Source organism: Oscillospiraceae bacterium, from assembly GCA_034925865.1.
GTDB lineage: Bacteria > Bacillota > Clostridia > Oscillospirales > SIG627 > SIG704.
Genome location: JAYFRN010000012.1, coordinates 23,024 through 44,686, shown reverse-complemented (window position 1 = coordinate 44,686; position 21,663 = coordinate 23,024). Strand labels below are relative to the sequence as shown.

The 21,663-nt window shown below is 47.4% G+C and carries 19 protein-coding genes; 12 read left to right on the top strand and 7 right to left on the bottom strand.

Annotation, left to right across the window (positions count from 1 at the left end):
* Nucleotides 1–248 precede the first annotated feature (248 nt).
* Entirely contained in the window at nt 249–1,559 is a 1,311-nt protein-coding gene (locus VB118_06365; protein ID MEA4832222.1) for a TrpB-like pyridoxal phosphate-dependent enzyme, read from the top strand.
* 175 nt (nt 1,560–1,734) lie between these two features.
* Here VB118_06365 and VB118_06360 read toward each other — a convergent pair whose 3' ends face one another.
* The 4 genes from VB118_06360 to VB118_06345 all read right to left on the bottom strand — a co-directional run bounded on the left by VB118_06360 (nt 1,735) and on the right by VB118_06345 (nt 7,324).
* Nucleotides 1,735–2,565, bottom strand: a complete 831-nt coding sequence (locus VB118_06360) for a glycerophosphodiester phosphodiesterase family protein (GenBank protein ID MEA4832221.1) — start codon at nt 2,563–2,565, stop codon at nt 1,735–1,737.
* Between the two features lie 98 nt (nt 2,566–2,663).
* Nucleotides 2,664–3,935, bottom strand: coding sequence for an MFS transporter (locus VB118_06355; protein ID MEA4832220.1), 1,272 nt, complete (start codon nt 3,933–3,935; stop codon nt 2,664–2,666).
* Between the two features lie 171 nt (nt 3,936–4,106).
* Entirely contained in the window at nt 4,107–5,606 is a 1,500-nt protein-coding gene (locus tag VB118_06350; GenBank protein ID MEA4832219.1) for a hypothetical protein, read from the bottom strand.
* 206 nt (nt 5,607–5,812) lie between these two features.
* Nucleotides 5,813–7,324, bottom strand: coding sequence for a hypothetical protein (locus VB118_06345; GenBank protein ID MEA4832218.1), 1,512 nt, complete (start codon nt 7,322–7,324; stop codon nt 5,813–5,815).
* Nucleotides 7,325–7,566: 242 nt separating this feature from the next.
* Here VB118_06345 and VB118_06340 point away from each other — a divergent pair, with 242 nt between their 5' ends.
* The 11 genes from VB118_06340 (at nt 7,567) to VB118_06290 (ending at nt 16,776) form a co-directional block, all read left to right on the top strand.
* On the top strand, nt 7,567–8,334 hold the full coding sequence (locus tag VB118_06340; GenBank protein ID MEA4832217.1) for a basic amino acid ABC transporter substrate-binding protein: 768 nt from the start codon (nt 7,567–7,569) through the stop codon (nt 8,332–8,334).
* Nucleotides 8,335–8,630: 296 nt separating this feature from the next.
* On the top strand, nt 8,631–9,362 hold the full coding sequence (locus VB118_06335) for an amino acid ABC transporter permease (GenBank protein ID MEA4832216.1): 732 nt from the start codon (nt 8,631–8,633) through the stop codon (nt 9,360–9,362).
* The gene (locus VB118_06330; GenBank protein ID MEA4832215.1) at nt 9,349–10,074 is read left to right on the top strand and encodes an amino acid ABC transporter ATP-binding protein; all 726 of its coding nucleotides are present in this window, start codon (nt 9,349–9,351) and stop codon (nt 10,072–10,074) included. Before VB118_06335 ends, VB118_06330 begins: the two co-directional genes overlap by 14 nt.
* A 5-nt stretch (nt 10,075–10,079) precedes the next feature.
* Nucleotides 10,080–11,294, top strand: coding sequence for a hypothetical protein (locus tag VB118_06325; GenBank protein ID MEA4832214.1), 1,215 nt, complete (start codon nt 10,080–10,082; stop codon nt 11,292–11,294).
* A 112-nt stretch (nt 11,295–11,406) separates the two neighbouring features.
* Complete coding sequence (gene rplU / locus VB118_06320) at nt 11,407–11,721, top strand: 50S ribosomal protein L21 (protein ID MEA4832213.1); 315 nt, start codon at nt 11,407–11,409, stop codon at nt 11,719–11,721.
* A gap of 12 nt (nt 11,722–11,733) precedes the next feature.
* Nucleotides 11,734–12,060: a ribosomal-processing cysteine protease Prp gene (locus VB118_06315; GenBank protein ID MEA4832212.1), complete on the top strand. Its 327-nt coding sequence runs from the start codon at nt 11,734–11,736 to the stop codon at nt 12,058–12,060.
* Between the two features lie 15 nt (nt 12,061–12,075).
* Entirely contained in the window at nt 12,076–12,354 is a 279-nt protein-coding gene (gene rpmA / locus VB118_06310) for a 50S ribosomal protein L27 (GenBank protein ID MEA4832211.1), read from the top strand.
* 55 nt (nt 12,355–12,409) lie between these two features.
* Entirely contained in the window at nt 12,410–13,789 is a 1,380-nt protein-coding gene (gene obgE / locus VB118_06305; protein ID MEA4832210.1) for a GTPase ObgE, read from the top strand.
* Nucleotides 13,773–14,366 carry a hypothetical protein gene (locus VB118_06300; GenBank protein ID MEA4832209.1) on the top strand — a complete coding sequence of 198 codons (594 nt, stop codon included), beginning with the start codon at nt 13,773–13,775 and terminating at the stop codon, nt 14,364–14,366. Before obgE ends, VB118_06300 begins: the two co-directional genes overlap by 17 nt.
* A 137-nt stretch (nt 14,367–14,503) precedes the next feature.
* A complete protein-coding gene (mtaB, locus tag VB118_06295; protein MEA4832208.1) occupies nt 14,504–15,823 on the top strand; it encodes a tRNA (N(6)-L-threonylcarbamoyladenosine(37)-C(2))-methylthiotransferase MtaB in 1,320 nt (439 codons plus the stop codon).
* Nucleotides 15,824–15,915: 92 nt separating this feature from the next.
* On the top strand, nt 15,916–16,776 hold the full coding sequence (locus VB118_06290; protein MEA4832207.1) for a CehA/McbA family metallohydrolase: 861 nt from the start codon (nt 15,916–15,918) through the stop codon (nt 16,774–16,776).
* A gap of 82 nt (nt 16,777–16,858) precedes the next feature.
* On the opposite strand, the gene VB118_06285 is transcribed toward VB118_06290, so the two are convergent.
* The 3 genes from VB118_06285 to VB118_06275 form a co-directional block, all read right to left on the bottom strand.
* The gene (locus tag VB118_06285) at nt 16,859–18,349 is read right to left on the bottom strand and encodes a helix-turn-helix transcriptional regulator (GenBank protein MEA4832206.1); all 1,491 of its coding nucleotides are present in this window, start codon (nt 18,347–18,349) and stop codon (nt 16,859–16,861) included.
* 162 nt (nt 18,350–18,511) lie between these two features.
* Nucleotides 18,512–19,933: an S-layer homology domain-containing protein gene (locus tag VB118_06280; GenBank protein MEA4832205.1), complete on the bottom strand. Its 1,422-nt coding sequence runs from the start codon at nt 19,931–19,933 to the stop codon at nt 18,512–18,514.
* Nucleotides 19,934–20,126: 193 nt separating this feature from the next.
* Nucleotides 20,127–21,365 (bottom strand): hypothetical protein, encoded by a 1,239-nt coding sequence (locus VB118_06275; GenBank protein ID MEA4832204.1) that lies wholly within the window; start codon nt 21,363–21,365, stop codon nt 20,127–20,129.
* Nucleotides 21,366–21,663: the final 298 nt, after the last annotated feature.

The following is a 21,663-nucleotide window of genomic DNA, read 5'->3' as shown; positions in this document are numbered from 1 at the left end:
TATTCCGGTCGTTATTTCGGAAACGCATATAAGCAGATTCTTTGCCGTATGCCGTATTTTTCCGGCATATCTATAAGTTTATTTTGCCGTATGTGTCCGCGTTTATTTGCTTAAGCGCGGCAAATTCTATGTCACGGGTGGTATAACAGGCCGCTGTCCCGTATTCTAGGGACAGGGCTTTTTTGTTTTGCCGCAATTCCGACTTTTTCTGTAATATTGAATTGCCACTGGCAAAAGGAGTTAACACTATGTCACACATTCCTCACAGATTCATATTACCGGAAAGCGCAATTCCGCGGCAGTGGTATAATCTGCGGGCTGATATGAAAAATAAGCCCGCTCCGCTGATCGATCCGCAGTCCGGCAGAGCCTTAAAGGCCGAGGATCTTTATCCCGTATTCTGCGAAGAGCTTTCCAAGCAGGAAACAGACGATGTCACGCGTTTTTTTGACATTCCGGACGAAATTATGGAAATGTACGAGATATACCGTCCGTCTGCGCTCGTCCGCTGTTATAACCTTGAAAAGAAGCTTGACACTCCCGCGCATATTTACTGTAAATACGAGGGGGGAAACACCTCCGGCAGCCATAAGCTGAATACCGCAATTGCACAGGCTTATTACGCTAAAAAACAGGGGCTTACGTGTCTTACGACCGAGACGGGCGCCGGACAATGGGGAACCGCTCTGTCAGAGGCATGCTCGTATTTCGGGCTTGGGCTTACCGTTTATATGGTCAAGACCTCCTTTGAACAGAAACCCTACAGAAAATCGGTCATGCGTACGTTCGGTTCGAGTGTAATCCCCAGCCCGAGCAACACGACAGAAGCCGGACGCCGCATTCTCGCGGTGGATCCAAAATGCGGAGGAAGCCTCGGATGCGCTATTTCCGAGGCGGTGGAAACCGCGGTAAAGACCGAAAACTGTCGTTATGTTCTCGGGTCTGTATTAAATCAGGTCCTTCTTCATCAGTCGATTATCGGTCTCGAATCTGAGGCTGCGATGAAGCTTATCGGTGAATATCCTGATATCGTAATAGGCTGCGCGGGCGGCGGAAGCAATCTCGGCGGCTTGATCGCTCCGTTTATGAGAGACAAAATTCAAAACAACACAAAAACCGAATTTATCGCGGTCGAGCCGTTTTCCTGCCCTTCGCTGACAAAGGGTAAATTTGAGTATGATTTTTGCGATACCGGACGTATCACGCCCAAAGCAAAGATGTATACGCTCGGCTGTGATTTTATTCCTTCGCCGAATCATGCGGGAGGGCTCAGATATCACGGAATGAGTCCGCTCATTTCACAGCTTTACGATGACGGGCTGATGAGAGCGATATCCGTCAAGCAGCGGGATGTTTTCTATGCCGCAACGTTGTTTGCGAGGGCGGAAACAATTCTTCCCGCGCCGGAATCAGCACATGCCATTTATGCAGCGATAAAAGAAGCGGAAAAATGCCGCGAATCCGGGGAAGCAAAGACGATTCTTTTCGGATTGACGGGAACCGGATATTTTGATATGGCGGCATATGAGAGCTATCTTGACAACACAATGGGAGACTAAAGAAGAGAACGAGGTATACGAAGGATACGCGGCTTCTTTAGAAAAGAAGCCTGGCAAGAAACTCAATTCAAAATAGATAAAAACAGGGGCAAAGCTAAATTGCTTTGCCCCTGCTTTGTGCCGTAAAAGAAAACGCGGCGAGATTAAGGATAAATATTAAAGTTTTCCTTATCCCTTAAAGCGAGCCTTTTTCAAAGATAACGGCGTCGGCGGAGCCAAGAAGCTTTTCCGCCTCCTCGAGAGAGGACGCGGTCCAGACGAATTTCATGCATCCGAACGCTTTGGCGCACAGTGAGAGAGCGAGCGACCGGTAACCGGATTTGGGATACGCAATAAAATCAGGGCGTGAAAAAAGGTTCAAAAGCAACTTTTCGAGAAGCCGGTAAGAAAAATTCTTCTTCTTTTCTTCTTTGGAAAAGGAGTACACCAGCTGTCCGCGGACGATTTGACGGCGATTTTGCTGAAACCAGTGAACTGCCATCGGATGAAACGATTCGATTATGTATTCACCGGGATATGTGTCAAGCAAGACGGCGGTTTTTTCGCAAAGCTTATTATCGAATTTAGTGCATTTTATTTCGACAAGCAGCGGAACGGCTCCGCCGATAACTGAAAGAGCTTCTTGAAAAGTAGGAATCCTTTCTTCCGTTCCGAGCAGGCGGAGATTTTTCACTTCTTCAAAAGTCATGTCTTTTATGAGCTTATCAGCTCCGCACATGCGTGATGCGCCGTCGTCGTGGAAAACGACAGGTACGCCGTCAGAGGTGAGCCTGACGTCAAGCTCGATCCCGTATCCGGCTTCCCGCGCGCGAGAGAACGCCGCGAGTGAATTTTCCGGAACCTTATCCGCGAAATGAAGCCCGCGGTGGGCAATCAGACGGCGCTTTCCCGTGAGCTTTCGGCGAAAATCCTTCGCGCAGCGCCGGTCAAAGGCCGGCATTATAAGAAAGAGGTAAATAATAAACAGGCAGATAAAAAGCCCTATGAGCATGAATATGGTATCCACGTTGATTTCCTTCGATTTTTAATGATTATGTACAAATGGGTTTTAATAAATCCCATCAAAATTGTAGGGGCGACCTTTGGTCGTCCGCAAAGGGGCCTTTATGCATCCTCTTCTGCTTCCGCGGCGCTTCCGGCGTCAGGCTTACTGTCGCCGTGGCGTACAAATAGCATTGTCACAAACGCGGCGGCGGAAAAGAAAGCCGCATACGGGAAAAGAATTCTGTATCCTATTGAAAGCTTTTCAATTAAAAATCCTGAAAATATAGGAGTTACGATCTGAGCGGCCATTGAAAAGAAATAATATATTCCGGTATACTTCCCGACGTCTGATCCGCGGCTCATTTCAACGACCATCGGATAGCTGTTTACATTTATTGCCGCCCAGCCTATGCCGACAAAGGCAAAAACGAAATATGCAGACACAGTAACCGAATGGAAGAAAAATCCCGCAAAAAATGACGCGGCCATAATCACAATTCCGCCCAGAATGACCTTTTTGCGCCCCAGGCGGGAGGACAACAGACCAATGGGAAAGAAGGCTAATGTCGCTGTGATCGTGGCGCTCATAAGATATTTGGAATATTCGTCGGTCGTATCGCCCCATACGGCGGTTGTATACCTGGAAAACGCGGTGGAGACGGCGTTATACGCGAAAAACCAAAAGACAATGGAGATCAAAAGAAAAACAAGAGAACGCTTGACTGCCGGATCCATTTTAGATTCCGTTTTTGAAGCGTCGGAGCGATTTTCATCTACATCGTAAATCCCGATCTTCTTTGCGAGCTTTCTTTCGCGGATTGTAATTAAAAGAACGGTAATACAAATAAACATAAATCCGACAATAGCGAAGAACAGCGGCTTATATGATCCGGAAACACTCGGCTTCAATACGGAAATCATGACTAGCGTGAAAATTCCTCCGAATGTGCCCATCAGGTTTATCACGGCGTTTGCCTTGCTCCGGAGCGGTTTCGGAGTGAGATCAGGCATAAGCGCAACCGCGGGGGAACGGTATATGCTCATTGCAATAAGGACGATTGCCAATGTGACGAAGAAGAATATAAGGCTGGAAGCTTCGGCGGCAACCGGTATCAATATTGCCGCGACGCCGGCGCACAGAGTACCTATAATGATAAACGGTGTGCGGCGCCCGAGTGAAGTATTTGCTTTATCTGAAATTGCGCCGAAAAGCGGAAGCATAAACAGCGCGAGAACATTGTCGGCGGCCATGATAACGCCGACAGCCGTTTCCTTCATCAGGAATGTACCTTCGAGTATTTTAGGGATTACGCTGTCATACATCTGCCAGAAGGCGCAGATTGACATAAATGCAAAACCGATAAAAAACGTGCGCTTATAGTTGAGCTTCATTGATTTCGGCAAACCTTTCAATGTTTGTTATTAAAGGAACGCCGGGGGGCTTTTTCGCGAACAAGCCCCCCGGACCCCTAAAAAGCTGATTCATAAAAACAATTGATATTTGCGATTTGTAAGAACCTTTTCTAAAAGAAGGCCCAAAAACTTAATGATCCTACGATGCTTTTATTCTTCTCCGGTCTGATAAAATTTCAAAAGATTATCAAGCGTTTTCTGATATACGTCTTTAATCTTGTCATATTCGGAGGCAAAGCCGGCGGCGTCCTTTTTCAGAAGGAGTGTCGGGATGAAGTTCCCGATATTGGAAAACTGCATGCCGTGAAGGAACATAAAATCGAAATAAACCGTACCGGAAAGGATATCCAACATATGAGCGACCATATCGTCGCGGGCGTAAGTCTTCTTTAAAGCGGTTTCATAGTATTTATAGGTTATGCTGCGGTAGCCTTCCGCCGCGAGCGCCTCAAGAGTGATGCAGGCGCGGTCATAATCCGGGCAGGAGATAAGAACGGAAATGCCATCCGCTCCCGTGGAGACCTCAGTGCAGTATTCGCCTTGATCTTCGTCGAGCATCGGCATTGGAAGCACGGTATAGTCCGTGTTCATTTCACGATAAGCTCCGAGGGAACCCACACTGAGATTGTAAAACATGAGTGTTTCGTTCTTGAATTTATCCGTAAGCTCGTTAAGGCCGTCCTGTGAGCCGGCGGTGATATATGCGCCCTCATTATTCCACATAGCGCTGTAAAGCTTTGCGATGGCGTCGACTGTATGGGAATTGTTGAAAACCATTTCGGGATATCCGTCCGCGTTGAAGGAGGAGAAAATGATCTTAACGCCGCTGACGGAAGCGGCCTGATTTGCGCAGGGAGAAGCGCCGTATCCGTAAATGTCATCTTTGTCCTGGATTCCGTTGCCGTTTACGTCGTCGTGAACCCTCTTGGAAAGCTCAATAAGCTTGTCGACTGTCCATTTTCTGTCTATGACAGTTTGATATAGCTCATTTGGATTTCCGATATATTTTTCATATATTCCTTTGTTGAAAAATACGGATTGCATAGCCGCGATGAATGACGCGTCAATATCGCCCATCAGGACGTATACCCTGTCCTTGCCTATGGTGGAGGCGTTGATAAGCGCCTGGCTCCACCAAGGAGCGGAAAAGTCTATATATTCGTTTTCATAATAATTATAAAAAACCTTGTCGGTGATCAGTCCGTAGGATTCGTAATTGCGCAGAGCGGCGATGTCACATTCGTCGCTGTTGGATTGCGCTATGGTTTTTACCTTGCTTGCGACATCGGCCGCTCCGCCGCATTCGACGGCGTTGATTTTAACCTTAAGACGCTCCTCAACCTTCAATTGCCGGTTGTAAACGGCGTCGTTCATTATTTCCTCGGTAATATCCTCTGCCGTAAAATACTTTGAAAAAGTGTCTCTCGTGTATATGACTACGGTTTCGCCTCCGAAGTCGATATCATCGGGAAGCTTGTCCGGGGTGTTTTCACGGCTCATTTCCTCTGTCGTGTCGGTCTGGGTTACGGAGCCGGTTCCGGCTTTTGTCTGAACCGAGGGATCTTTTGCGTCTGAGCATGATGCAAATACAGTGGCGGTGAGCATTAAAGCGAGGAGGGCGGCGATGACTCGCGAATGTGAAATGTTCATTATCCTTTTCGTCTCCTTAAGAAAATTAATATATGTTTAGGAAAAAGCTTTAATAAAACATGCCGAACAAATCAAGATGAAATCGAGTTAAGAATTGTTAAGGTGCAGACGATATATTTTTGAAAATCGGGAATGATTTATGAGTTCAGAGGTATTATAAGGACCCTTTTGAAAAAGGGTCCTTAAGCGAATCTTCGGATACTTACTTATTCTTCACCTGTCTGATAGAATTTGAGAAGACCGTCAAGCGTTTTCTGATATACGTCTTTGATCTTGTCATATTCGGAACCAAAGCCGGCGGCATCCTTACTAAGAAGCTTTGTCGGGACAAAGTTTCCGATATTGGAAAAGAGCGAGCCGTGGAGGAACATGAAATCGAAATAAACCGTATTGGAAAGTATGTCGAGCATCTGAGCGACCTTGTCGTCGCGGGCATATGCCTTCTTTAACGCGGTTTCATAGTATTTATAGGTCACGCTGCGATAGCCTTCCGCCGCGAGCGCTTCGAGAGTAATACATGCGCGGTCATAATCCGGGCAGGAGACGAGAACGGAAATGCCGTCCGCACCATCAGAGACCTGAGTGCAGTATTCGCCCTGATCCTCGTCGAGCATCGGCATCGGAAGCACGGTATAGTCCGTGTTCATCTCACGGTAAGTGCCGAGGCTGCTGACGCTCATATTGTATAACATCAAGGTTTCATTTTTAAATTTATCAGTAAGCTCATCAAGACCAGCCTGTGTGCCGGCGGTGACATAAGCGCCTTCGTTATTCCACAATGCGTCGTAAAGCTTTTTGACGGCGTCAACCGTATGGGAATTATTGAATACCATTTCCGGATAACCGTCGGCGTTAAAGGCGGAATAGGCGATCTTGACGCCGTTGACCGATGCCGACTGATTGGCGCAGGGAGAGGCGCCGTATCCGTAAACGTCTTCTTTGTCCTTGGTTCCGTTGCCGTTGACATCGTCGTGAACCATTTTAGAAACCTCAATCAGCTTGTCGACGGTCCATTTTCTGTCGATGACCGTCTGATAGAGCTCGTCGGGATTTCCTATATACTTTTCATAAATTCCTTTATTAAAGAAAACGGCTTGTATGCATGATATAAACGAGGAGTCTATATCGCCCATCAGGACGTATATTCTGTCTTTTCCGACGGTGGAGGCGTTGATAAGCGCCTGGCTCCACCAGGGCGCGGTGAGGTCGATATATTGATTTTCATAATAGTTATAGAAGATTTTATTTGTAATAAGTCCGTAGGATTCGTAATTGCGCAGAGCGGCGATATCGCATTCGTCGCTGTTTGATTGCGCCGCAATTTTGACCTTGCTTGCCACTTCCTCGGCACTGCCGTTTTCCACGACCTGAATCTTTACCTTGAGTCGTTCCTCAACCTTTAGCTGACGGTTGTAAACGGCATCGTTCATTATTTCTTCCGTGAGATCCTCAGCCGTGAAGTTTTTTGTATATCCGTTTCTGGAGTATATGGTAACTGTTTCGCCTCCGAGGTCGATGTTGGCAGGAAGCTTGTCCGGGGTGTTTTCCCGGCTGATCTCTCCGGTTGTAGCAGAGGTTTCCGTGGCGGCGGTGGGTTCTGTTTTTGTCTGAGCCGAGGGAGTATTGCCGTCGGAGCATGAAGCAAAAACAAATGCGGTGAGCATCAAAGCAAGCAGAGCGCAAATCACACGTGTGATTCGATGCGAAATATTTTTCATGATTTCTCCTTTACATCAAGCTTTTAATGGACAGTTTGTGTATTATATTTTAACATGATATCAAGTACTTGTCAATATTAAAGGACATTAAATATATAATGTTGAGTTTTTTATTGCCATAATATGTCTATAATAAATAAAAAACAAATAAAGCTATTGATTTATTTGCATATTTGCTGTATATTTATTCTTGTATCCGAATAAACGGAATAAAATCAATCTTATTTTACATGAGGTTTAAAATGAAAATCAAAAAAATAGCGCTCATCATGAGCATCCTGACGCTTTTTGCGCTTTTCGCTTCCTCCTGCGGAAACACTCCGACACTTGACACAATCAAAAATCGCGGAAAGCTTGTTATGGCGACAAACGCGGCATTCCCTCCCTTCGAACAACTCGAAAGCGGAAAGTTTGTCGGATTTGACGTTGACCTTGCCAACGAGATCGCAAAATACATAGGAGTTGAGCTTGAGATCGTCGATATCGACTTTGATTCCATCGTCGGCAGCATCGACAGCGGCAAATATGACGTCGGTATCGCGGGAATGACCGCTGATGAAGACAAAAAGAAAAATGTCGATTTCTCAGATGACTATTACAAAGCATCTCAGAACATAATAGTCACCTCCGACAGTGCTATAGCCGATGTTTCCGGACTTACCGGAAAGACCGTCGCCTGTCAGGAGGGCACTACGGGCGAAAAATACTGCCAGGAGAATGGATACACCATACAGTCATATAAATCAGGCTCCGAGGCTGTTATCGCTCTTATTGCCGGGAAAGTAGATGCTGTTGTAATCGACAACCTTCCCGCACTTGCTCTCGCTGAGGAAAACAGCGGCAAGGTAAAGGTTCTCACCGAACCACTTACAGAAGAAACCTATGCGATAGCCGTAAAGAAGGGCAATTCCACGCTCCTCAAGGCCATCAATGACGCCCTTGCTTCGATCAAGGCATCGGGCAGGCTCGCTGAGATTTACGCGCAATACAATATAGACTACGAAGGCTGATAATACCCTGACGGCAACCGGACGGCTGCGGTATAAACCGTAAAAGCCGCCGGCTGCCGTTTTTTATTTTATATCTGCTGAACAATCATAAAACACATACGACAGTAAGAAATTTATAAAAATAATGATTGTTCAAAACAGACGGCAATCAATGGATACCGTAGGTTTTGGCTGGTTTTTCACCTGCTAAAACCATGTCGTTCGAAAACGGCATTATTCAGTAGACATTATTTGTTTTATGTTCTTTTTCCGGACGCATTACCGGGATTTGGCGCGCAGGAAAGGATTGTCCGAAAATGGAGACAATAAAAGTAATTTTCAACGCAATAGCGCATTTTTTCGCCGCCTGGGGCGACAAGCTTTATAATACCTTCATCGTAGATTCGAGGTACGAGTGGATACTCGACGGGCTTGGAAAAACCCTGATAATAACCGTCGGCGCTCTCATGATCGGTCTTGTTATAGGCACGCTCGTCGCGCTTGTAAAGGTAGCCGCCGTTTCAAACAAAAGGCTGCGTTTGCCGGAAGCGATATGCAATATTTATCTGACGGTGATCAGGGGCACCCCTGTCACCGTTCAGCTGATGATTTCGTTTTTCATTATATTCGTGTCGGCAAGAGACGGCATACCGGTCGCGATCATAACTTTCGGCATAAACTCCGGCGCGTACACGGCGGAGATAATCCGCAGCGGGATCATGTCCGTTGACAAAGGACAGGCCGAAGCAGGACGCTCGCTGGGTCTGAGCACCTCTCAGACGATGAAGAGCATCGTGCTTCCGCAGGCGATGAAAAATATATTACCCGCCATCGGAAACGAAATGATTGCCCTGCTAAAGGAAACCTCGATCGCCGGATATGTGGCGGTTCAGGATCTGACCAAAATGGGAAACGCGATAAAAAACACAACCTACGACGCGGTGAACCCGATACTTGTCGTCGCGCTTATATACCTTGTGCTTGTAATGATTTTGACAAAGCTTTTAAAGCGATTCGAAAGGAGGCTGCGCAGAAGTGATAACCGTTAAGGAATTGAAAAAGACATTCGACGGAAATAACTATGTGCTCCGGGGCATAGACGAAACGATAGAAAAAGGCGAAAAGGTCGTCATAGTCGGCCCTTCCGGAAGCGGAAAAAGCACATTTTTGCGCTGTCTGAACCTTCTGGAAACGCCTACCTCCGGCGAAATATATTTTGAAGACAAGCTCATAAACAAAAAGGGCGTCGATATCAACGCCGTGCGTACGCGTATGGGAATGGTATTTCAGCATTTCAATCTATTCCCGCATATGACCGTAAGGAAAAACATAACGTTTGCGCCGGTCGAACTTAAAAAAATGACTCAGGAGGAGGCGGACGCCAAGGCGGATTCGCTTTTGAACCGTGTCGGACTGTTTGAAAAGGCAGATTCATACCCTGGTCAGCTGTCAGGCGGTCAGAAACAGAGAATAGCCATAATCCGCTCGCTCGCCATGAACCCGGATGTCATGCTTTTTGACGAACCGACCAGCGCACTCGACCCGGAAATGGTCGGCGAGGTGCTTGACCTGATGAGGCAGCTCGCAAGGGAGGGCATGACGATGATAGTCGTGACTCATGAAATGGGCTTTGCCAGAGAGGTCGCGACGAGAGTCCTTTTCATGGATGAGGGACGCGTGCTTGAACGGAACAATCCGTCCGAATTCTTTTCCGCGCCGCAGAATCCCAGGCTTAAGGACTTTTTGTCCAAGGTGTTATAATAATTATGAAGCTTGATCCGCGCTTTTTCACAGACACGGCTGTCAGAATCATCGAGCTGCTCCGCTCCGGAGGATATGAAGCCTTTTTTGTCGGCGGATGCGTGAGAGACTGCGCAATGGGCGCTTTCCCACATGATTACGATATAACCACCTCCGCCGCGCCGGAGGATGTATGCCGGGTCTTTTCGGCGTTCAAAACCTTCACCGTGGGGATGTCTCACGGAACAGTTTCAGTCGTCGCGGACGGAAAAAGCTTTGAAATAACGACATACCGGACAGATGGGAAGTATTCCGACTGTCGTCATCCCGACGAGGTGATCTTTTCCCGCCGCCTTTCGGACGATCTTTCAAGGCGTGATTTTACGATAAACGCGCTTTGCGCCGCGCCGCCCGATTATGAAGTGACAGATATGTTCGGCGGGCTTGCCGATATAAAGGCGTGTATAATAAAGTGCATAGGAGATCCGGAAGAAAGATTTTCGGAGGACGCGCTCAGAATAATGCGCGCTCTGCGCTTTGCGGCAAAGCTTGATTTTTATATAGAAAAAGACACGGCGCGCGCCGCTCGCGTCATGTCCGGGCTTTTAAGGCGGATTTCATCCGAACGCATTACGGCGGAGCTTTGCTCCCTGCTGCTTTTTCCATCTGCGCTCTCAGTTATAGAAAATTATATTGACATAATAAATGTGATCCTCCCCGGCGCGTCCGCGGCTTGCCTTAAATTTTTATACTCAGACGGCGTGCCGCCTCTTTCGCTTGCCATGGCGGCATTGATGTGCCGGCTTTCGCCGGACGAAGTTTTTATCGCCATGCGCTCGCTTAAATTTGAGCGGAGATTGATCGACGGCGCGGTTAAAACACTGTCATATCCTGACAAAACCCCGGAAGACGAAGCCTCAATGTATCTCGCGTTCGCTTCGCATGGAGCGGATATTGTCGGCGACGCGATAAAATTATCCGCCGCGGTGTCGGGGAAAACAGCGGATATGTCGCTTTACAATTCGTGCAGAGCATCCGGAAGATGCGTTTCGCTTGATACCCTCGCGGTCAGAGGCGAGGATTTTTCATCACGGCTTTCGGGCTCGGATATCGGCCGCGCGCTCAGACATGCGCTTAATCTTGTGGCTTCCGGAGAAGTTGCAAACGAACACGATGAAATCATGAAAAAAATATTTGCTGATTACCGTAAAACCGGAAATAATATAATAAATAACACTTGACAATAAGATAAATCCGATGTTATAATGTAAATTGCCGCGTGTTGTGGGTCGCAAACGTCTGTGAAGACTACCCGACGGCAGCGAGCCTTATGTTGAAAGAGAGGTGCTTTTCGTGTTTGCAGTATTCACAGCTTGCGGAAAGCAGTACAAGGTTCAGGAGGGCGACATCGTTTTCCTGGAAAAGATGAACGTCAACGAGGGTGAAACGGTCACCTTTGACGAGATTTTGGTTTATTCCGACAACAACGGCACAGTTATCGGCGCACCCACCGTCGCCGGAGCCACCGTTACCGCCAATGTGGTTAAAAACGGAAAAAACAAGAAGATCTATATTATTAAGTACAAATCCAAAAAGAACGAAAAGAAGAAGCAGGGTCACAGACAGCCCTATACAAAGGTGCAGATAGCGACCATTTCCGCAAAATAAAAGGTATATGTCATGATAACGGCAACCTTCCGGCATTACGGCGACGGGAAAATACGCGGCTTTGAGCTGCGCGGTCACTCCGGCCTTGCCGAGGCGGGCGCGGACATCCTCTGCGCGGCGGTCAGCGCCATGGCGATGCTTGTCATCAATACATCTACCGGGATCTTCGGCGCCGCCGCGGAAACGAAGCAGGATGAAACGATTCCGCTTCTGATTTTCGCGCTTGCCGCCCCAGCGGAGAACGAGGCGGTATACGGCGTTTTAACCGGATTTTACGATCAGCTCCGTGCTTTATCGGAGGATCATCCGAAAAATCTCCGCGTTAAATCCGATATATAAGAAAGGAATAAAACCATGCTGAAGTTAAGCTTGCAATTTTTTGCACATAAAAAAGGTGTCGGCTCCACCAAAAACGGCAGAGATTCCGAATCGAAAAGACTCGGCGTCAAAAGAGCGGACGGGCAGCCCTGTCTCGCCGGAAACATAATCGTGAGACAGAGAGGAACCCATATTCATCCCGGCGTAAATGTCGGATGCGGCACTGACTACACACTCTTTGCCACCATTGACGGCGTTGTAAAATTCGAACATGCCGTCGGCGGAAAAAAGAGAGTCAGCGTTTACGCAAAATAAATGCAATCCCCGGTGATCCGGGCTTTGCGGCGGGTCTCCCGCCCGTATATGCGGCTTGACGGATGTTTCCGGGGACGCCAGCGATCGCGCTGCGCGCCTTTCGGAACGTCCGTTTTTTTATTGCTTTGCCGGCGGCAATCAGTCCGGCGCAGGAGAAAATATGTTTATAGATAAAAGTGATATATATATAAAGGCCGGCGACGGCGGAAACGGATGCGTCGCTTTCCACCGCGAAAAATATGTCGCCAAGGGCGGACCCAGCGGCGGCGACGGCGGAAACGGCGGAAGCGTCATTTTCGAGGTTGAAAAGGGCGAGAATACACTTATAAAATTCAAATATCGTCATAAATTTCTTGCCGAAAACGGCGAAAACGGAATGACGGAAAAATTTCATGGCAAAAATGGCGCAGATATCGTGATCCCTGTGCCGCCCGGAACCATAATCCGAGATAAAGCCACCGGAAAAATATTATTCGATATTTCCTCCAACGGGCGCTTTGTCGCCGCGAAGGGCGGACGCGGCGGATGGGGCAACAAGCATTTTGCCACCCCGACGCGTCAGATTCCGCGGTTTGCGCGTCCCGGACTAAAGGGCGGCGAACGGCAGCTTACTCTCGAGTTGAAAATGTTGGCGGATGTCGGTCTCATCGGCTTTCCCAATGTCGGAAAGTCGACGCTGCTTTCGCTGTCCAGCTCCGCGCACCCGAAAATCGCCGATTATCATTTCACCACTCTTTCGCCTGTACTCGGAGTATGTGAATATCCCGGCGGCACATTTGTTATGGCGGATATCCCCGGGCTTATTGAGGGCGCTTCGGAAGGAGCTGGGCTCGGTCTTGAATTCCTGCGCCATATCGACCGCTGCCGTCTTCTTGTGCATGTCGTCGACGCCGCGGGCAGCGAAGGAAGAGATCCCGTTTCCGATTTAAAGGCGATCAATGAGGAGCTTATTAAATACGATCCCCAGCTTATAAACCGTAAACAGCTCATATGCGCGAACAAATGCGATCTTATCACCGAAGAAAATTTATCAAACAAAAACAAGCTCGCCGAATTCTGCGCCGACAACGGATATGATCTGATTTTTGTTTCCGCCTATACACATGATGGGCTTGACGGCTTCATACCTAAAATAGCGGAGCTTTTGAAAAGCACTCCTCCGATGAAGGAATATGAGCCTGAGCTGACCGAGGAATCCGAAACTGTCTCGCTCGACAGCTCCTTTACTGTTATTAATGAAAACGGAGTATATGTCGTAGAAGGAAAGAAGCTTGAAAGAATTGTCCAGTCGCTTGACATATACGACCGCGAAAGCCTTTCCTATTTTGAAAAGGTGATAAAGAATGACGGAATCATCGACGCGCTCGAGAAAAAAGGAGTCAAAGAGGGCGACACTGTCTCCGTCTGCGGCTTTGAATTTGAATTTGTTTATTAAGCAGAATATGAATAATAACGATGAATTGCTTGCGCTCGTTCTGAAAGCGAGGAAGCTGATGTCCGCCGCGACGCCGCGCAGATACGACTGCGGAGCTCTTTGTTCCGGCGCCTGCTGCCGCGGCGACGGAGAGGTTTGGCTTTTGCCCTACGAGCATCTGTACTATACCGATCCGGAATTCCCATATAAAGAATTTTTTGAAGTAAAGCAATATGAAAATGAGGACGGAAGCGTAACCAATTCTCTGATCTGCAAATGTGATGAAGAAATCGCATGTCACGATTTTCGGCATATACGTCCGTTCTGGTGCCGAATATTCCCGCTGTTTCCCAGGGTCATACCGGTGGGATACGGGAGATTTATGATCAAGCTCGTTATGGATCCGCGCGGAAAGCGCATGTGTCCTATCGTGGCGGGAAACGAAAGGGTCTCTCTTTCTTTCAAACGCAATGTCAGATTTGCGACCGGGCTGTTGTGCGAGGAAAAGGAATTCGCGTCTTATTTCGCGTCCGCGACCGAATTTATCGACGAGATGGAGCGCTTTTCCGAAAGGATGGGTTTTGGTACACAAGTCTGAAAGATAATCACTTTATTAACTCGGCAATTAAATAATTACCGCTAAAAGAGAGAAAAGACTCTTGTATATGGGCTTTTCTCTCTAATAAAACGACTTATTTAAATGCCGTTTTAATAATGGAAAGGCAGAGTCAAAATATGACCAAAAAAGTCGGACTGACGACTCTCGGATGCAGAGTAAATCAATACGAATCTGATTATTTTGCGGAAAGGTTCAAAGCCGCCGGATTTGAAATCGTCGGATTGGAACCGGGGTGTGACATATATCTGGTCAACACATGCACCGTGACCGCGGAAAGCGACAGGAAATGCCGCCAGGCAATACGGCGCGCGGCCGCGCTTGCGGGAGATGAGCGGAAAAAAGGCAGGCGCTGCATAGCGGCCGCTGCCGGATGCTATGTGCAGGGCGCGCTTCGCCCCACGCTCGAAGCTATGAAAGGGATCGATTTTTTCTGCGGCAACGCGGGAAAAGCCTCTCTTCCCGACAGGCTTATGTCAATGCTTGAATCAGGCAAGGCGGAGGGATACGCGGTTTCTCCGATATCCTCGGTTCGCGGATACGAAGAAACAGGCATATCCGAAAGCGAGCATGTCCGCGCGTATGTGAAAATTGAGGACGGCTGCGACAGCTTTTGCAGCTATTGCTATGTTCCTTTTGTACGCGGACGCGTTCGGTCCAGGCCGGAAGCGGATACGCTCGCGGAAGTGGGGCGTCTTGCCGCCAACGGATATAAGGAAATCGTCCTTACTGGCATAGAGGTCGGCGCATACGGCGTGGATTCCGGAGAAAAAAATTCGCTCTGCCGCATCGCGGAAAAAATATCGAAAATATCCGGCGTTGAGCGGATACGCTTCGGCTCTCTGAATCCGTCTCTAATAACGCGTGAATTCGTATCCTCGCTCGTTTTAAACGATAAAATCATGCCGCATTTTCACCTTTCGGTTCAAAGCGGGAGCTCACGCGTGCTTGAGAGCATGCGGCGCGGCTATGACAAGGCCCGTATACTCGAGGCTTTCGCGCTTATCCGGTCATTTTATACGAACGCTGCGATTTCGGCCGATATCATATGTGGATTTCCCGGCGAAACCGACGGGGATTTTCACGATACATACGAAGTCTGCGAGAAAGGTCAGCTGCTTAACGCGCATATTTTCCCGTATTCACCCCGCAGGAATACCGCCGCCGCCGCAATGGACGGTCAGATACCGGCAGAGATAAAGAAAGCTCGCTGTGACGAGCTTGCCGCTTTGCATTCTGAAACCAGAAAACGGTTCGTCAATTCTCAGACCGGGGAAAATGCCCGAATGCTTATCGAAAAGCTCTCCGAAGGAAAGTCATTCGGTCATACGGAGAATTATATATATGTATCTTTGCCACGCCAAAACCGCGACACGGTCGGAGAGATACGCGAATTTATCTTTGATCCGGATTATGTTATAAACCCGGCAATTAAATAATGACCGCTATATGAGAAAAACTCTTATATACGGGCTTTTCTTTTAAAGACAAGGATTATTTAATTGCCGTTTAATTATTAAAGGGGAAGAAAATGTATACAGACAAAAACGGACGCAAATGGTTCAAGGGGAACCTTCATATGCACACGACGCTCAGCGACGGAAGAAAAGCCCCCGAGGAGGCGGCGCGCATATACAGGGAAAAAGGATATGATTTTATTTCGATAACTGATCACTGGGAGTTTTATAGCGGCTGTGAAGCGGACGGATTGACAATTATATCCGGCTGCGAATTTCACACCTTCAATCCGCAAATGACGCATATAGTCGGAGCGGGCATGGAATATATGCCACAATTGGACAGAAACTCCTCTGTTCAGGAGATAATCGACGCGATAAACGCCGCCGGCGGAGCCGCTATACTCGCTCATCCGGCATGGTCGCTGAACACGCCGGAATTTATCGCTTCCCTGAACGGGCTGGCGGGGGCGGAAATATACAACTCTGTATCGGGATATCCGTTTTCGGCGCGTCCGTATTCGGGGACAACACTTGATCTCGCGGCAAAAGCAGGATGCCTGCTGCCGCTTTTCGCTTCCGACGACACACATTATTACAATGAGGAGCTGTTCCGCGGATTCATATATGTAAATGCGGAGGAGCTGACCGGAAAATCGATATTGGACGCGGTCAAAGCCGGGCGCTTTTACGCGACTCAGGGTCCGGTAATATCGGAGGAAAAGGTTTTCGGCGGGAAATACAGCGTAAGCGCAGACGCAGAATACATACAGTTTTACAGCGCCTCGTTCTGGAACGCGGATACTACCGCGCGGATCGGACGGCGCGAAGCTACGGCGGCGGAATTTGTCATAAAGCCGCAGGATTCGTTTGTGCGCGCGGAGGTCTGCGATAAAAGCGGGCTTTTCGCATGGACAAGCCCGAAAAAAATATAAGATACCATAAAATATGTAGAGGCGAACTTCGTTCGCCCTCTTTAAATTAAGGACCCTTTTCAAAAGGGTCCTTATCGATTCTTTATAGCAATTTTTCTAATTGAAAAAGCAAAGACAATGCTTCTTCGTCGAGAACCTTGCATTTATCAATAAATTCGGCAATCCTGCGGCGGTTTTCTGCTTTTGCCAGCGCAATCATCTGCTTTTCGTCTCTTTGCCAACCCCCGAGAGTTTCATACATGCTGTATACGTTTTGCGTCAAAGCTTTGAATTTTTCCGCGATTTCCTTGAATAATGGCTGATCGGGATTATTATTTGACAATTTTTCGAAGAAAACCCCGGCATTATGCCTCCCGTCGGCAAGACAATCCATTGCGTCGCCCTGACACATCAGCCGTTCGGCAAGCAGCGGCATAACAGGTTCTTTTGGAAACTGGTTTTCATCGGTTATTGCTCTTTTCCACGCGTCATATGCCATGATTCCTTTTGCATAATCACCATGCTTGCGACCCGAGAGTGCGGCGATTGAATTCTGTATAATATTCTTTAATGACATCGGTTGGGAAACTTTATCGCCGATTGACATCACGGCTATTGTTTCTTCGTTCTCCCACCAGGAATCTGTTATAAAATATCCTGAATCATCAATTTTCACACGGGAAGCAAATTGAGGGCTGTCCTGAAAGAAGTTCCACCCGAGAATAGTCTGTCCATCGTCACGATATCCGGTAATTAAACAGGCCTCAGGCGGTCCGATAAAACCCAGACCGATACAGGGATGGCCTTTGTCTATTTGTTCTTTAATGAATTCAATAAAATCTGCCTTTGTCGCGTTTGATTGAATGGAAGAGAATTTTGCGGGATCACTGTGTGTCAAGCGGTTTTCTCTTCCTATGAGCGTAAATTTACGTCCGAGAGCTTCGATTCCGTGTTTAATAACCATGATAGGATCGTTAAATGTATTCAGAACATCGACATTGCCGCCATTCCAACAGGTTTCATCCCATACAAGACGGAATGCCGCGCCGCTGGAAGCCATAGCATAGTCATAATCAATATCTTCACCGAGATAATTTGCCGCACCTTTTAAACAAATAGGGAAAGGCGTGCATCCGTAAATGCCATATCCGACCTTTGGGACGCCATATAAAACAACACTTCCGGTTGCTTTGTTTTTAATGCTATCCATTATTTGTGTCCTTTCTGATACTCCGTAAACTCCTGAGCAGAGCTTTATACTGCCGACTGTTCGCCTTTGTTTTCTGAACTCATGCGGTGTAAAACCTGTAAATCGAAAAAAAGCGCGAGTGAATGTATCCGGATTATTAAAACCATAGTTTAAAGCTATGTTTAATATAAGACTCTCGCTATGAATTATATCAAAGGCGGCATGAGAAATTCTTCGGCTCAACACATAACGTGAAAGCGATTTACCTGTGAGTTTTCTGAAAACAGAACGAATATGGGAAATTGAGAATCCTGTTGCTTTTTCCAATTCGGTATACAGAAAACCCGATTGAATTCTGTTTTCCACAAATACAACAACCGACCATATGATAATATAATAATCCATAGATATTACGCACCCGATTAGATTTACTTCATGAAGTATCAATATTATAACATAGGTTATTGATATGTTCTCGACTTTTTTAATGATTATTTGATTAAAATTATAAAAAGCACAGTTACACGTCTGCGCGTGAAGCTGTGCTTTTAAAAATTGATTTTAGTTTTATCTCGCGCACTGGATGAGTCTGTCCTTTGTATATTGAGTACTGTGCGTCTCGGAAAGCGAGTCGAAATCGACAGCGAAGTATGTGCGGCTTGTGCGTCCGGCGACATCCGGCACGGGATCGCACCATGTGGAGTCGATGTAAAGCCAGCTGCCGTCGAGCTGCGCGAATGACCAAATATGTCCTTCCGTTGTGCCGTCGCTGGTTGCTTCGCCGGGCACGGCTATGCATTTTATGCCGGCGCGTTTTAACAGCATATTATACGCTGATGTATAGCCTCCGCAGATGGCTTTATTTAGGATAAGGCAGGAATAGGCGTCGCCTGATGCTTGTGAATAGGTGAGGTCATATTCGCAGCTGAGAACGATGCGGTCGAGAATGGCGGCGGCAAAATCGGTTTGCGTTGCGGTGTTTGGCATCGTGTCCCAGATTTCAATATAGAGCTTTTCCGCGGCCGCAAGCGCCTCTGAAACGCGCTCGGCGGCAGGATATCCTTCACTGTTTGTGAGGGTGATGGTATATGTAACACCACCAGATTTGGTCAATGTGGAAATCCGCAGATAATTATAGCTTGACAGGCATTCTTCGTATGCCGCCATGCAAAGCTCAAACATATCCGTAATATTGGACATGGTCGCGTCGCGCCCGTTGACCGCGTCGGCACCGACCGTGCAGTAAATGACCTGACCGTCGTTCGAGACAGCCAGACGGCGGAAGAGATCAAGGCATTCGTCTTCGGTGATGATCGCAGAATACTGAGGCTCAGATCCGTCTGGAGTAGGAAGTAAACTGTTTATTTTATCGACATAGCGCATTGTCCGCAATACGACCGCCGCCATTTCACAACGTTTAAGAAATCTATCGCCGTAAAACGCTTTTTGGCTGTCACCTTCTCCGGCGGGCTCGCCCAAAAATACACCGATGGTATTGAGGATGACGGCGCAGCTGTCGTCGGTATCGATGAAAACGGATGCCGGAAGCTCGTCGACGGACAGCCCGAGAGCGGCGACAATGAGGTGAGCAAATTCAAAGCGCGTGATATATCCTTCCATATCGGATACAAAGGCGTCATCGATAAGACCTTTATCCAGGGCTTCCGCTGTAAAAATTTCATACCAGTTGCCTTCTTCCGGCTGTGTGGCGACATCATATCCGGCGGCACCCATAATCAGCTTCAGGGCTTCGGCGCGGCCTGCGTTGTTTTCGGGAAGAAAGGTTCCGTCGGGATAACCGCCGATGACATTTTTATCACGCATTATTTTGACGCAGTCATAAAACCAGTCGGCTGCGGCGACATCGGAAAAGATGATTTCCTTTTCTTCCTCATCTGCGGCCGCGACTGAGACAGGAAGCACAGACATTGCGGGCAATAGTATGAATACAGCCGTGAGAACGGCAATAACAGACAATAATTTTTTCATATAAGAGGATCCTTTCGGCTGTTTTAGCATTAGAAGCACATATCGGTCTATTGCAGTAACAAGCGGCAATTATTTCAATGTGTCAATAGTAATTAAAACATAAACAGGATCAAAATGCAAGGCTTATTCACAAAACAGCGCATATTTTTCAGTATTGTCTGCAGGCGGAAACGCAAATTTGAATATATGCTTTTCAAAGCTTGAAAAATCCCGAATCAAGAGAATAAACACCGTTTTTTATCACGCGGTATTCCGCTCCTTCCGGCGGAAGCGTCGAAAGCATATTATCCCAGTCGGGATAATTCTGATGCCCGTTCGATTCGACCGCGGCGGCGAGCATACCCGGCAGAGCCTTCAGCCGCGCGGCGAATTTTTTATTGTTTTCCAGCATATCAGGCGGCACGGTAAGATCGGCACAGAAAGCCGGAATCGAATGTTCATGACAGAACGCCGCAATCTTAAAGCTTTCACTCTGAGTTTTCGCGATCGGCTTTAACGCGACCGCACCATAACCGCGCTGCGCGAGCCGCTTTACATCCTCGAGCGAATGGGCGCTTTCATCGGCGGCTATGCGGACAGGAAGATCACCGACGAAATATTCCTTTCTCTCGTCAAATGGTTCTTCAATAAATATAATGCGACTTAGCGCGCCAATTTTATCGGCATGCTCCAGAAATTCCGAGAAAAGCTCCTTTGTTTCGTATCTGCCATTGGCGTCAAGGTAATAAGGAACGGTTCTTGATTCGGAATACGGATTCTCGATATCGCGCGCAAGCGAATGTATCTGAGAAAGGCGGGCCTTGTCCCATTCGAGCATTTTCCTTTGATCGCCGTCCTTGTCGGGATCGTTGCCGATTTTTATCTTTAGAAAATAGTTCCCGTCGGATATAAGCGACAAAATATCTTCAGAATTGAGACCATATGTCACAAGCGGGATGCGCAGCATCTTTTCCGCCCGGTATGAAAGAGCGCTTTTTGCGTAATCCGGAATGATGGAATCAAATCCGGAAAGAGAATTCAACTTTGCGTACAGCTCCCAAGCCGCATAATCTATGGCAACAAGCGCGTTTAACACGAAGGTTGTCCTGATGTCGCTTAGTCCGGAGATATCACGCGCATACCCAAGAAGCTTTGGCAGCAAGAATTCCTCAACCTCTTCCGGACGCGAAAAGCTCTCTCCTTCTATCAGCTTAAGCCCGCGGCAGGTAATGGCGAACATCATCGCATTTGAGGCCGCGACAGGCACGGACTTGAAAAGCGCGCTGTCAGACCAGAGCGGACTTTGCACGGAGCGGGAAAACGCGCCGATATCGCCGGAGCCGAGCGTCACGTTCGCAAACCATATGTTTTCTACGTATTTACCTTTGAATCCGAACGGCGCAATCAGCTTTTTAATTTCAAACGAAGCGTCCGCAGAAGTGATTTTAAACATAATTTCCCTTTCTTATCTGAGCGGAATGTATCATCCGACATTGCTATTAAAACGGCATTTAAACAATGCTTATTGAATAATGCCGTTTCCGAACGTAAAATCATTAATTTAAGAGTTCGGTATCCATTGATTACCGCTTGTTTTCTAACAATCATTGTTTTTATCATTTCTTTACTGTTGTATGTGTTTTATGATTGTTCAGCAGACATTAAACAAGTCTTGTTTTGCGGTAATTATTTAAATGCCGAGTTAATAATTCATAATATTTGAAATATATAAACATAAATGGTAATATATA